The organism is Pseudomonas sp. RC10 (assembly GCF_038397775.1).
In the GTDB taxonomy this organism is placed as follows: Bacteria; Pseudomonadota; Gammaproteobacteria; order Pseudomonadales; family Pseudomonadaceae; genus Aquipseudomonas; species Aquipseudomonas bambusae.
This window is the reverse complement of record NZ_CP151650.1, coordinates 2,403,724-2,417,348: the sequence shown is the minus strand read 5'-3', so window position 1 is coordinate 2,417,348 and position 13,625 is coordinate 2,403,724. Positions and strand designations below refer to the sequence as shown.

Here is a 13,625-nt window from a genome sequence, read left to right as displayed (position 1 = left end):
ACAGCCCATGCAGCTTAGCTGAATACGGTGGGGGCAATAGCACAGCGAGCGGCAGCGCCGAACCGTAAGACACACACTGTAAAATCTGGCGTATGATCGCCTCCTATATTTCGTTGAACAGCGTCCACCGGAGAATCCCATGTCGCGCTCGCAGGCGGACAAAGCCGTCATTCATGAACACATCGTCAATCTGGCAGCCGAGCGATTCCGCGAGGTCGGGCTGAACGGGATCGGCGTGGCTGACCTGATGAAAGAAGCGGGCCGGACCGGTGGCGGCTTCTACAAGCATTTCGAATCGCGGGAAAAACTGGTGGAAGAAGCGTTGCAGTGTGCGTTCGACAAGCGCGCTGAGAAACTCGAAAAATACACCGCGCCCGATTCAACACTCACCCTTGCGGACCTGGTGGAAAGCTACTTGAGCGAGCGTCATTTGCACGACCCGGGTTCAGGCTGTGCCTTGGCCTCAGTGATGAATGACGTGGCCCGCAGCAGCGACCCCATACGTGATCTCTACACCCGGGAACTGGAGAACGAACTGGCGGTGGTGACCGCGCTGACCAGCAGCAAGCAACCCGCCAAAAAACGCGCTCAGGCGCTGTTGGCGATGAGCGCGCTGGTAGGGGCGCTCGGGTTGTCGAGGGCGGTGACGGATGAGGCACTGAAAGCCGAGCTGCTCAACACCGGCAAGACACTGCTCAAGGCGCTTGAATCGTAGAAACACGACCAAGGACGCTGCGTTTTTCTGACACACCACAATCCCAAAAGAAGTGTGGCGTGCTCAAACGTCGCGCACGGTCTGACGGGTCAAAACGCCGTCACCCCGCCATCCACAGCCAACGAATGCCCGGTGGTGAACGCTGCCCCATCGCTGCACAGGTACAGCACGGCACTGGCGATTTCCTCGACTTTGCCGATGCGTCCCACCGGGTGCATGGTGGCGGCGAATTCGGCCTTGCGCGGGTCGGCTTCGTGGGCGCGGCGGAACATGTCGGTGTCGATCACGGCGGGGCACACCGCGTTGACCCGGATGTGTTTCTTGGCGTATTCAATGGCCGCCGATTTGGTCAGGCCGATGACGGCGTGCTTGGACGCCGCGTAAATGCTCATCTTCGGCGCAGCGCCCAACCCCGCGACCGATGCGGTGTTGACGATGGCGCCACCGCCCTGGGCCAGCATCACCGGCAATTGATACTTCATGCAAAGCCAGACGCCTTTGACATTGACGCCCATGATCGCGTCGAACTCGGCTTCGCTGCCTTCGGCCAGACGGCCCTTTTCGATCTCGATCCCCGCATTGTTGAAGGCGTAATCGACCCGGCCGAACACCTCGACGGCCTTGATCATCATCTGCTGCACGTCGGATTCTTTAGTGACATCACAACGCAGGAACAGCGCCTCGCCCCCGGCCTGACGAATCAGTTCGGCGGTCCCTTCCCCACCGTCGCTGTCCAGGTCCACCGCCACCACCTTCAACCCCTGCTCGGCGAAGGCCAGTGCGGTCGCCCGACCGATGCCCGCTGCTGCACCGGTGACCAGCGCCACCTGCCCGGAAAACGTCATGCTCATGGAATGATCCTTTTGTTATGGGGTGACGCAGATCGTCTGTGCTGCCAGTTTAGCGAGGGCGATGCCGAGCGCATCAGCACTATCAAAACCCCGGTTACGGAATCATGGGTGCCAGTGATAAAGCCCAAACGCCGCATCATCGAAATGGATCGGCACGCATTCGCTTCAAGCGCTTTGCTTGCGAGGACGCGACGGCGGGTCTATCACTGGCGTTTCTCCTTCCATCAGGACGCTGCCATGACTGCCCTCTCCAACCGACAATTCTTACTGGCCCGTCGCCCGAAAGGCCCTGCGAGCCGAGACGACTTCACTTTTCAGACTGCGCCCGTGGCAGAAGTAGCGCCGGGGCAGGTGTTGGTGAAAAGCGAATACCTGTCGCTCGACCCCGCCATGCGCGGCTGGATGAACGAGGGGAAATCGTATATCGCGCCAGTCGGCCTGGGCGACGTCATGCGCGCGCTGGGGGTCGGCAAAGTCATCGACTCGCAAAACCCCAAGTTCGCGGTCGGCGATTACATTCAGGGCGTGCTTGGGGTTCAGGATTATTTCGTCGGTGAGCCCAAGGGGTTTCATAAGGTCGATCCGAAGCTATTGCCACTGCCGGTGTACCTGGCTGCGTTAGGCATGACCGGCATGTCCGCCTATTTCGCGTTGCTGGAAGTGGGTCAGCCGAAAGCAGGCGACACGGTGGTCATCTCGGGGGCAGCGGGTGCGGTGGGCAGCATCGCCGGGCAGATCGCCAAGATCAAAGGCTGCCGTGTGATCGGCATTGCGGGGGGCAAAGAGAAGTGTCAGACACTGATCGACGAGTTCGATTTTGACGGCGTCATCGACTACAAAAACGAAGACATTCACGCGGCCCTGAAACGGGAATGCCCGAAAGGCGTGGACGTGTATTTCGACAACGTCGGCGGCGACATTCTCGACGCGGTGCTCACCCGCCTGGCCTTGAAAGCCCGCGTGGTGATCTGTGGCGCGATCAGCCAGTACAACAATAAGGAAGCGGTCAAAGGCCCGGCCAATTACCTGTCGCTGCTGGTCAACCGCGCGCGGATGGAGGGTTTCGTGGTCATGGATCATGCGGAGCATTTCGCCAAAGCAGGCATGGAAATGGCCGGTTGGCTGGCTCAAGGAAAGTTGAAGAGCAAAGAACACATCGTCGAAGGTCTGGAGACCTTTCCTGAAACCCTGCAAATGCTGTTCAACGGTGAAAACCATGGGAAGTTGGTGCTGAAGGTCTAAGCGCCAATGTGAAAAAAATGTAAAAAAAACTGTCAGCAGTGATAACAATTCGCAACTACTTCCTGCTAGCATCTGCGCCGAAGAAACATTCGCATTGCCAGGGAGGCTTTTCGCAGACTAGACCTCTACAGGAAGCTTCCCATGGCCATCCGCCTCCCCTCTCGTCCGACGTTGCTCGCTTTGTGCTGCTCGGTCAGTGTCAGCGCCTACGCTGCCGATCAAGCCATCGAACTGGGCGCCACTGCCGTCGATGCCCAAGCCATCAAACAGACGCCAGGCGCTTTGCCCGAAGCATTTGCAGGGGGTCAGGTTGCCCGGGGCGGGCAAATGGGCGTGCTGGGCAATCAGGACAATATGAGCGTGCCGTTTACGATGACCAGCTACACCTCGAAACTGATCGAGGATCAGCAGGCTGAAAACGTCGGCGATGTGCTGCTCAATGACCCATCGGTGCGTCAATCGGCCGGTTTCGGCAACCAGTCGCAAGCGTTCGTCATTCGTGGCCTGCCCTTAAACGGCGACGATATTTCCTACAACGGCCTGTATGGCGTCCTGCCTCGGCAAATTCTTTCCGTTGATGCCGTCGAGCGTGTCGAGGTCTTCAAAGGCCCCAACGCCTTCATCAATGGCGCCAGCCCAACCGGCTCGGGCCTGGGCGGCACCGTCAACTTGCAACCCAAACGCGCCGAAGACACGCCGACCCGCCGCTACACCCAGGACATCACCACCGATGGCCGTATTGGCGAGCACCTGGACCTGGGGCAGCGCTTTGGCGAAGACAACCGCTTCGGCGCCCGCGTAAACCTGAGCCAACGCGAAGGTGAAACAGCAGTCCATGATCAGGATCAGCGCAGCAAACTGTTCGTCGGCGGCCTGGACTACCGGGGCGACACCTTCCGTTTGTCCACCGACTTCGGCTACCAGAAAGAGCGCGTTAACCATCTGCGCAACTCGGTGCAGCTGGGTGCCGGGCTGACCAGCATCCCCCATGCGCCGAACGCCGACCACAACTACGGCCAGCCCTGGAGCTACACCGAAACCGAAGACACCTTCGGCATGATGCGCGGCGAGTGGGACTTGAACGACAGCTGGACGGCGTATCTGGCCGGTGGCGGCAAGCACACGCGGGAAACCGGTCTCTACGGGACGCCGACCCTGACCAACGCTGCAACGGGGGCGGGCACCATTGCCGGATCGATCATTCCGCACAACGAAAACAACGCCACGGTCATGGCGGGTCTGAACGGCAAGCTGCAAACCGGGCCGATCAGCCATCAGATCAGCATCGGGGCGTCGAGCATCTGGACCGAGCAGGAGAATGCCTACGAGTTTTTCCGCGCCCGGGCGACCAACATCTATAACACCCCGAGCCTCAGCAAACCGACTGCCGTCTCGCTGACTGGCGGTGACCTGGGCGATCCGGGCGTCACCGGCAAGACCCGCAATCGCAGCCTCGCCGTGTCCGACACCTTCGGCCTGTTCGACGACACGCTGCTGCTGACCTACGGCGTGCGTCGCCAGCAATTGCGCGTGGAAAATTACACCTATGAAGGCACGACGTCTGGCGGTGTGCCGTACGGCAACAACGACGGCAGCCGCAGCGCACTGTATGACGATTCGATCACCACCCCGGTGTACGGCATCGTTTATAAACCGATCGAGAGCGTGTCCCTGTACGCCAACCGCATTGAGGGCCTTGCTCAGGGTCCGACCGCCAGTGGCACCGTGCTCAATGCCGGACAGTCCTTCCCGCCAGGCCGCACCAAGCAGTTGGAAGCGGGGATCAAGTTGGACATGGGGTCTTACGGCGCAAATCTGGCGGCGTTCCGCATCGAGAAACCGACCGATGGCTTCACTGACGCGGCGAGCAACCTGTTCGTGCGTGACGGCAAGCAAGTCAACCGCGGCATCGAGCTCAGCGTTTATGGCGAACCGATTGAAGGCCTGCGTCTGGTGGGCGGCGCGACGCGGCTGGAGTCCAAGCTGGAAGACACCCAAGGTGGCACCAACGACGGCAACCACGCGATCGGCGTTCCGACGTTCTTGATGAACGCCAGCGTCGATTGGGACGTGCCAGGGCTGCAAGGTGTGGCCTTGAATGCGCGGTTCCTGCGCACCGGCGGGCAGTACGCCGATCAGGCCAACAACCTCAGCCTGCCGAGCTGGAACCGGTTCGACGCAGGCGCGCGGTATGGCTTCAAGGTTGCCGAGAAGGACGTAACCCTGCGCGTGAACGTCGAAAACATCGCCAACAAGGACTACTGGGCCTCGGCGAATGGCGGCTACCTGACCCAGGGCGATCCGAGGCTGGTTAAATTCTCCGGCACGATTGATTTCTGATCCCTGCACGAACGGGTCATGTAGGAGCGCGCTTGCCCGCGATGACGGTGTTTCAGTAAACCCATTCGTCACCTGACGTCAGCCATCGCGGGCAAGCGCGCTCCTACAGTCGATCTGACTCTCACTCCCTGATATTTCGCTGAACAAGTCGCTGATCCCGCTGCCAAAGCCACCACAGGGCGCACTCTGGTGTAAGCTCGTGCGCTGTTGATTTCGATCCATCGAGAGGCTTATGCGGGCTCCCTTCCGACGTTCTACCCTTGCAGCGCTGCGCGGTTTCGAATCGTCCAGCGCGGCGATCACCATTCTGCCGAGCGCTGCCGACTATCGCCGCACGCTCTTGGAGAAGATCGCGTCAGCGACGCGGCGCATCTACCTCGTGGCGTTATACCTGCAACAGGACGAAGCCGGTCAGGAAATCCTCGACGCACTGTATGCCGCCAAGGCTGCCCGGCCGGAGTTGGACATCGTTGTCTTGGTGGACTGGTTCCGCGCTCAACGCGGGCTGATCGGCGCGGGGAAACAGGCGGGCAACTCGGCGTGGTATCAGGCGCAGAACCTCGAACACAAACAGGAAGTGCCCATCTACGGCGTGCCCGTTCAGACCCGCGAGCTGTTTGGCGTCCTGCACCTCAAGGGCAGCATTGTCGACGACTGCGTGATCTACACCGGCGCCAGCATCAACAATGTCTACCTGCACAAACTCGCCAAATACCGGCTCGATCGCTATCAGTTGCTGGAGAACAAGGACCTCGCCGACTCGTTCCAGCGTCTGGTGCAAAAGGACATTTTGCCGTCCGACGCCGTGCATCGGCTCGACCTGCCCTCCCCGCCGACCTCCCGCAGCATTCGCGGCGAGATCCGCCAGTTCCGCCAGCACCTCAAGCGCGCCAGTTACGACGTGAATGAGGGCATCCGCGAAAACGGCGAGTTCCGCATCATCCCCCTGCTGGGCATCGGCAACAAAAACCCGCTGAGCAAAGTGTTGTGCGACCTGATCGCTGCAACCCGCGACCAATTGACCCTGTGCACGCCGTATTTCAACATGCCGCTGGTGGTCAAACGCGAGATCAACCGGGCGCTGAAACGCGGCGTCAGGATCGACATCATCATCGGTGACAAGACCGCCAACGACTTCTTCATCCCCCCTCAAGAGCCGTTCAAGGTCATCTCGGCGCTGCCGTATCTGTACGAAATCAGCCTGCGCCGGTTCATGCAGAAGCATCAGACCGCCGTGGCCAAGCACCACCTGAATATTCACCTGTGGAAAGACGGCGACAACACCTTCCACCTCAAGGGTCTGTGGTCGGACGAGCGCTACACGGTGCTCACCGGCAACAACCTCAACCCGCGCGCGTTCCAGCTCGACCTGGAAAACGCGGTGTTGATTGACGACCCCAAGGGCACCTGGCTGAAACCCCGCGCCGAGGAGATCGACCTGCTGATGCGCAACACCCATCGCGTGGGCAAGTTCGATGAACTGGACACCCTGAGCGAATACCCGATTGGGGTGCGGACCTTTCTGCGCCGCGTCAGCCGCGTGCGGGTCGAACGCCTGTTGTACCGGATTCTCTGACCGCCATGAGCAAGAACACCGGCGTCCGCGCGCAGCAAGCCGAAGAAACCCGCGCTCGCATCCTCAAGGCGGCCATCACGGTCTTCACCCGCGATGGCTATTCGGGCGGCCGCATCGAAAAGATTTCCGCCGAGGCTGAATCCAACGACCGGATGATCTATTACTACTTCGGCAGCAAGGAAAAGCTGTTCGTCAAAGTGCTCGAACACACCTACGAGCGCTTCAATCAGGCCGAAAGCACCCTCAAGCTCGACCCCGCGACGCCGATTGAAACCCTGCGCCAGCTCGTGGCGTTCGTGTGGGAGTACTACGTGACCCACCCGGAATTCGTCGCCATCCTCAGCATCGAAAACCTGCACAAAGGCAAGCACGCCAAGCAGTCCAGCGAGCTGCGCAGATTGTCGGGAGAAGCGGTGGGCGTGCTGCGGCCGATCATCGAAGCCGGCTAGCAACAGGGGCTGTTTCGCCACGACGTGGATTTGAAGCACGTCTACCTGATGATCGCGTCGCTTTGCTACTTCTATAACTCCAACCTTCACACCCTGACTTCGTTTCTCGGACAAGACCTCGCGGGTCAGGGGGAACGACGGGACTGGCTGGCGTTTATTCAGGATTTGGTGGTGCGGGGGGTGATGGTGTTGGGTTGACGCAGACCCTGTAGGAGTGAGCTTGCTCGCGATAAGGATGTATCAGGCGAATCGTCGTTACAGATACATCGCTATCGCGAGCAAGCTCACTCCTACAGGAGGCGTGGATTCAATGGCTTCCGGGATTGGCCTTGAGATACGCCACTTTCTCCTGCAATCCCGTCCACTGCGGTTCGTTCGGCGCGAACCGGCTGCGCAGATACGCCGCGAGATCACTGATCTGCGTGTCGCTCAAACTGTCCTTGAACCCCGGCATGTACCCCAGATCCGGCGTTGCAGGGTTGGAAATCCCCTGCTGAATCACCTTGATCAGATTGTCCGGCATCGCGCTGTGGACGTTGGTGTTGCTCGCCAGCGAAGGGCTGACACCAAACAACTTTGGCCCCAGACCATCGGCGTGACAGCCCTGACATGATCCCTCGAATACCCGCTGACCATTGCTCAGCGCCAAGGCCGAAACACTCGGCTGCGGAACCGGTGCAGGCGCCGAAACCGAAGCCGTCGATGCCTCAGCCGACCCGTTCAGCGACGCCAGGTACACCGCCATTGCCCGCACGTCGGTCTTCGGCAGTTTTGCCAATTCCGAGACGACCGGCCCCATCGGTCCCGCCGCCACACCGTGGGCATCGGAATAGCCGGTGCTCAGGTAATTGAACAATTGGTCTTCGGTCCACGGCGTCGGCGATTTCGACAGGCTGTTGAGGGCCGGCGCTTCCCAGCCATCGACCATGCCTCCCGCCAGAAACGACTCCCCGCCCTTCTCCGCGCCCATCACGTTGCGCGGTGAATGGCAGGCGGCGCAGTGCCCCAACCCGTTGACCAGATACTGCCCGCGATTCCACTGCGCGCTCTGCTCGGGCTTCGCTTGCACCTCGCCCTTGCGCAGAAACAGCGCGTTCCAGCCCGCCATCAACGGCCGCATGTTGAACGGAAACTGCATGTCATTAGCGGGCTGGACCTGTTTGACCGGGGTTTGCGACATCAGGTACGCGTACAGCGCCTGCATGTCCGCATCGTCGATGTTTCGGAACGCCGTGTAGGGAAATGCCGGATACAGATGCTTGCCATCGCGACTGATGCCGTCACGCATCGCCCGTTCGAACGCCGGATACGACCAGTTGCCGATGCCCGTTTCCGGATCGGGCGTGATGTTGCTGCTGTATAAGGTGCCGAACGGGGTTTGCATCGCCAAGCCGCCCGCGTTTTTCACGCCACCGAGTGCCGTATGGCAGACCGCACAATCCCCCGCCGACGCCAGCAAACGACCTCGCTCCAGCGTCGCGGCGGACCAGGTGCCCGCGCTGGGCGGAGCAATGGGCGCGATCTCGGCCCGCCAGGGTAACGCGGTTGCCACGACACCCAGCACGGCCCCGAACGCGGCGAACAACGAGCCGAACAGCCATTTCGAGCGTTTGGCTTTCGGCGCCTCCGGCGGATGGCTGTTGGCGTCGTCGCCTGCGGTTTTCAACGCCGCCAGTACGCGCTCGGCGGTGATCGGCAGCTCACGGAAACGAATGCCGGTGGCGTCGTAGATGGCATTGGCGATGGCTGCCGCGCTCGGCACGGAGGCCGACTCCCCGGCGCCCATGGGTGGCTCAGCCTGGCGCGGCATCATCATCACGTCAACCTTGGGCACCTCGGGGAAGGTCAGGATTGGATAACCCCCCCACTCCTTGCTGGCGATGGTCGATTCTTCGAAGGTCACCCGCTCCTTGAGCACGCGGCTGGTGGATTGAATGACGTTGCCGTGAATCTGATGCTGCACCCCCGCCGGGTTGACCATCATCCCGGCGTCATGGCCGATGACCACCCGCGTCACCGAGACATCGCCGGTGTGCTTGTCCACTGCCACGTCCGCGACCCACGCCGCCCACGCCGCGCCAAAGCCGGGAAACTTGCTGTGGATGTACCGCGCGTAGGCGAACCCACGCCCGCGCAGCACGCCGTCTTCTTCGGGGGTTTGCATCGGTTGGGTGCGCGGCGACCAGTCGGCGCGAGCGGCCGTGGCCTTGACCAGGTCCGAGGCCCGGTCGTCGTGCAGATAGCGTAGGCGATACTCCACGGGATCAACGCCCGCCGCGAACGCCAGTTCGTCGATGTAGGATTCGTGAGCGAAGGTGTTGGGCAGCGCCGACACCCCGCGCATCCACGACGCCCGAACGATGGGCGCCATGTCGTTGATGGTCACGCGCATGTGCTCGATGTCGTAGGGCGGGATCGAGGTCCGGTCGCCCATTTCGAACATCACCGGCACCGGCTCCACACGCCCGGTCAGCAGCAGTGCGAGGGTCGGGGAATTATTGGACGGGTAGCTGGTGGTGAAATCGTACCCGGCAATCTCGCCCTCGGGCGTGAGACCGCCGTCCACTTCCATCAACTGTGCCGTGCCTTTGGGCTCCCACGCGTGTTCCTGCTCGCGGGTCAGTTGCACGCGCACCGGCAGGCCGACCGCTTTCGACAGCAACACCGCGTCGGCGCACACGTCATCGGCGCAGTTGCGGCCATAACAGCCTGCCGCCTCCATCCGAATGATCTCGATTTTTTCTTCCGGGTATTCCAGCAGCCAGGCGATGTCGGCGCGCAGCATGTGCGGGTTTTGCGTGCCCGACCAGATCCGGATGCCCTCATCGTGGTAGTCCGCGAGCCCACAAGAGGGTCCGATGGAGCCGTGAATCTGGTAGGGCCACAGATAGGTGCGGGTCATCCGCTCGCTGGCGTTGTTCAGCGCTTCATCAACGTTGCCCTTGTCCAGCACCACTCGCTGCACCTTGGGGTTGTCGCGAATCGCCTGTTCGATATCGCTCATGTCGGGCAATTGATGCTGCCAGGGCTTCCAACTGACCTTCAATTCCTTGGCGGCTTTCGCGGCCTGTTCTTCGCGCATCGCCACAATGCCGACGAAATCCCCGATCACCACGACTCGCACGATGCCGGGGATGTGGGCGATGGACGCCTCGTCCACGCCCAACAGGCTGGTGCCGACGAACTCGCCGATGTCGTAACCCGCATAGGGCGGGCGAACGACGCGGCCGTGAAGCATGTCCGGCAGACGCATGTCGTGGACGTAGATCTATTCCCCGGTGGCCTTGCCCGGAATGTCCACGCGCGGTGCGACGGTGCCCACCAGCTTGTAGTCTTCGAGGCGCTTCAGCGGCGCGTTGCCGGAAATGCGCAGCTCGATGTGTTGATCGGTCAGCAGCTCTCCGAAACGGATGCTGCGACCGTCGGGGGCTTTGATGATGCCGCCCTCGATGACCAGCGTTTCGGCCTCGACGCCCCAGCCTTCGGCGGCTGCATTCAAGAGATAACGGCGAGCCTCGGCAGCGGCGTTGCGCAGCGGGATCGCGGAGATCTGCAGGGTGGCGCTGGCGATGGTCGCGCCCTGATTGGGCGCCCGCTCGGTGTCGCCGAGAATCATGGTCACCTGATCCATGCGCAGGTCGAGTTCTTCGGCGACGATTTGCGCCAGGGACGTGCGGATGCCGGTGCCGAGGTCGACGTGACCATTGAAGGCGTAAACCGTGTCGTTCTGATCGATGGCGATGAACAGCCCCAACTCCTTGGGCTTAAGCGCTGGTGTGCCACCTTTCGCGACCAGGCCGGGCGGCGGCTGGATGTCATCGACGACCAACAGGACGCCATTTTGGGCCAACAAGGAATCGCGAGTGGGCGTGGTCTGGGTCATGGGGTTCGATCCGTTCAAAGCGGGTGACGGGCGGCCCGCATGACCGCGCGAAGAATTTCAATGTGGGTGCCGCAGCGGCAGAGGTTGGCCGACAGTTCGTTGCGAACCTGCGCTTCGGTCGGGTGCGGATTGCGGTCGAGCAAGGCTTTGGCGGTCATGATCATGCCGTTCATGCAGTAGCCGCACTGCGCGGCCTGCTCGTCGATGAACGCCTGCTGCACCGGATGTGGGCACTCGCGGGAGCCAATGCCTTCCAGGGTGGTGATGTGCCGCCCCTCAGCCCCGGCGAGCGGGAACACGCAAGAACGCGCTGCAACCCCGTCGACGATCACCGTGCATGCGCCGCATTCGCCCAGACCGCAGCCGTATTTCGGGCCGTTGAGGTGCAGGTCATTGCGCAGGATCAATAACAGCGGGGTGTCCGCCATCGCCGTGACGGATGCCACCTGACCGTTGACCTGAAAGGTCACGGTCTTCTCTCCCGCCACTTGCGGCTCGCTCATCTCGCCTTCCCTATCTGTTACCGAGTGTCTCGGCCTTTTGGTGAAGTAGTTACTTCATGAACAGAGAGCAGGAAGCGTGCCAGTGAGGAAATGGACGTAAGACGGCGGAGTTTGTCGTGCGGGAATGGAGATCAGACTGTAGGAGCGAATTCATTCGCGATGCGGTTGGGCATCCGATGGAAATGCATCGTCGGAATGCCGCCCAAAATGAACTCGCTCCCACAAGGGGAACATATGCGCAGGGGCGTTTGAACCTCGGGACTTACTCTTCCGGCTCATCAATGAGCTTGCGCAGCAAGAACAAAACGGCCACGCGCTCGGCGGGGTTGAGTTTGCCGAGGGTGATTTCGCTGATCTGCGCCGCGCGGGGAACGGTTTCCTGCACCAACTGGAGGCCGCTGTCGGTGAGGCTGCAGATGACTTTGCGGCGGTCCTGCGGGTCTGGATCGAGGCTGATGAGGTCGCGGGCCTTGAGCCGGTCGACGATGCCGCGAATGGTCGCCTGATCCACCGCCGTGGCTTTAACCAGCTCGGTCTGCGAACTGGGGCCGTGGTCCCGGAGTGCACAGAGGGTGACGAACTGCACCGCCGTCAGCTGCGAGTCGCCGACGTTCTGCTGAAATATCGCCAGATGCCGCTGGTAGGCCTTGCGCAGCAAGTGGCCGACTTGTTCGGAAAAGGTGTAGGACTGATCGTTGTTGGAGGGGTTGTCAGTGGACACGGATGACTCGTTCGGCGGGCTTTGGGAAGTGGTGGGTACATTAACGGTTGCTGAGGTATAGGGGAATCTTCAGACCACTGCAGATCCATTTGTAGGAGCGCGCTTGCCCGCGATTGCGTCGGATCAGATTGAAATATGTCGTTTGAAACACCCCAATCGCGGGCAAGCGCGCTCCTACAAAAAGCAGCCCCGACGCCAGATCAAGCCTTCGAGGCCTCCGGCGCCACCACATCCCCACCCAGCACCACGGCCAGATCATCCAGATAAATGTCGCAATGACGCAGCGGAATATCCAGGTGACACGGCGTCTTGCGCTTGCCGCCCACTTCAGTATTCGGGCCGGTGGAAAACAGGAAGTTGCCGTAGAACGCCCGCGCGTCCATGCACATGCCGTCGTTTTTGTCGTGCAGCCCCATGGCCGTCCACTGCGCGCGCGGCTGCAAACCCCAGCCGATGTGGGAAATGCCATACACCTCCGGGTCGTTGAAATACTTCATGTAATCACGCAGGTATTCGGCCTCGAACCCGCCGTGAATCCGGGTAATAAAGCCTTTCTCGATCTCCAGAGTGATCTGCTCGCGAGAGTAGGTCTTGAACGGCAGCACGATGTCGCCCACGTCGATGACCAACGTGCCTTCGGCGGTTTCTTCGTTCGGCCACGAGAACAGAAAGCCGCTTGGCCAGTGGTCCCAGCGCCCCGGCTCGTCGGCGAATCCGTACTCGGTGACTGAAGGGTATTGCCCCAGTTGCGCCCGGAAATCGCTGCCTGCACGGGATTTCACGTGAATCGACCGCGCGCCTTTCAGCACCTGCTCAGCCGCTAGCACCCGCTCCTTGTCAGCCAGCGTTGGCAGCATGCGCGCCAGCACTTCCGGTGGCTCTACCGCCAGCAGAATCCGTGTTCCGGTCTTCAGAATCTGTTCCTGCTCTGGCGAGTGCAGCAGCATCATCGTGTCGACGATCAGGTCCGCCGCCTCCAGCGCCCGTTGCGCGGCGATATTGCCGGTCAGCGCCGTGTCGCCGCAGTACGCGGTCATGTCGTTGCCCATGGCCTTGGGGTGATTGAACGACGGCAGTTCCACAGCGTACACCTTGGCGCCCAGGCGCTGCGCGGCATCCATCGCAGCCCGCACCGTGCGCTGATCGGAGTAGTGACTCTTGAGCACCGCAACGCTCTGAGTGGCGTCGACTTTCGACAGTTTCAGCACGTGTTCGAACATCTGGGTCAATTCGCAATCGCTAACCGGCATCTCTCGTCTCCTCGGCATTCGGCTGGGTGTGCCCACCCGGCCCGCATGCACCATTGAAAGGCATCACGCTTCAGACTAGTGCATTTTTTAAAGCG

The 13,625-nt window shown here is 61.3% G+C and carries 8 protein-coding genes and 2 pseudogenes; 5 read left to right on the top strand and 5 right to left on the bottom strand.

Annotated elements, in window-relative coordinates; translation table 11 throughout:
- The first annotated feature begins 139 nt into the window (after positions 1 to 139).
- A complete protein-coding gene (locus AAEO81_RS11230) occupies positions 140 to 715 on the top strand; it encodes a TetR/AcrR family transcriptional regulator (protein WP_341963690.1) in 576 nt (191 codons plus the stop codon).
- A gap of 89 nt (positions 716 to 804) precedes the next feature.
- Here AAEO81_RS11230 and AAEO81_RS11225 read toward each other — a convergent pair whose 3' ends face one another.
- Entirely contained in the window at positions 805 to 1,566 is a 762-nt protein-coding gene (locus tag AAEO81_RS11225) for an SDR family oxidoreductase (RefSeq protein ID WP_341963689.1), read from the bottom strand.
- A 237-nt stretch (positions 1,567 to 1,803) separates the two neighbouring features.
- Between AAEO81_RS11225 and AAEO81_RS11220 the strand changes: the two genes are divergently transcribed.
- The 4 genes and pseudogenes from AAEO81_RS11220 to AAEO81_RS11205 all read left to right on the top strand — a co-directional run bounded on the left by AAEO81_RS11220 (position 1,804) and on the right by AAEO81_RS11205 (position 7,371).
- Positions 1,804 to 2,808 (top strand): NADP-dependent oxidoreductase, encoded by a 1,005-nt coding sequence (locus AAEO81_RS11220; RefSeq protein WP_341963687.1) that lies wholly within the window; start codon positions 1,804 to 1,806, stop codon positions 2,806 to 2,808.
- 141 nt (positions 2,809 to 2,949) lie between these two features.
- The gene (locus AAEO81_RS11215) at positions 2,950 to 5,148 is read left to right on the top strand and encodes a TonB-dependent siderophore receptor (protein ID WP_341963685.1); all 2,199 of its coding nucleotides are present in this window, start codon (positions 2,950 to 2,952) and stop codon (positions 5,146 to 5,148) included.
- 232 nt (positions 5,149 to 5,380) lie between these two features.
- On the top strand, positions 5,381 to 6,724 hold the full coding sequence (gene pssA / locus AAEO81_RS11210; RefSeq protein WP_341963683.1) for a CDP-diacylglycerol--serine O-phosphatidyltransferase: 1,344 nt from the start codon (positions 5,381 to 5,383) through the stop codon (positions 6,722 to 6,724).
- A gap of 5 nt (positions 6,725 to 6,729) precedes the next feature.
- Positions 6,730 to 7,371, top strand: a pseudogene (locus tag AAEO81_RS11205) (TetR family transcriptional regulator).
- A gap of 109 nt (positions 7,372 to 7,480) precedes the next feature.
- Here the strand turns inward: AAEO81_RS11205 and AAEO81_RS11200 are convergent.
- The 4 genes and pseudogenes from AAEO81_RS11200 to AAEO81_RS11185 all read right to left on the bottom strand — a co-directional run bounded on the left by AAEO81_RS11200 (position 7,481) and on the right by AAEO81_RS11185 (position 13,530).
- Positions 7,481 to 11,056: pseudogene (locus AAEO81_RS11200) on the bottom strand (molybdopterin cofactor-binding domain-containing protein).
- A gap of 14 nt (positions 11,057 to 11,070) precedes the next feature.
- A complete protein-coding gene (locus AAEO81_RS11195; RefSeq protein ID WP_341963681.1) occupies positions 11,071 to 11,559 on the bottom strand; it encodes a (2Fe-2S)-binding protein in 489 nt (162 codons plus the stop codon).
- Positions 11,560 to 11,821: 262 nt separating this feature from the next.
- Positions 11,822 to 12,280: a MarR family winged helix-turn-helix transcriptional regulator gene (locus AAEO81_RS11190; protein WP_341963679.1), complete on the bottom strand. Its 459-nt coding sequence runs from the start codon at positions 12,278 to 12,280 to the stop codon at positions 11,822 to 11,824.
- A 200-nt stretch (positions 12,281 to 12,480) separates the two neighbouring features.
- On the bottom strand, positions 12,481 to 13,530 hold the full coding sequence (locus AAEO81_RS11185; protein ID WP_166594914.1) for a 2,5-dihydroxypyridine 5,6-dioxygenase: 1,050 nt from the start codon (positions 13,528 to 13,530) through the stop codon (positions 12,481 to 12,483).
- Positions 13,531 to 13,625: the final 95 nt, after the last annotated feature.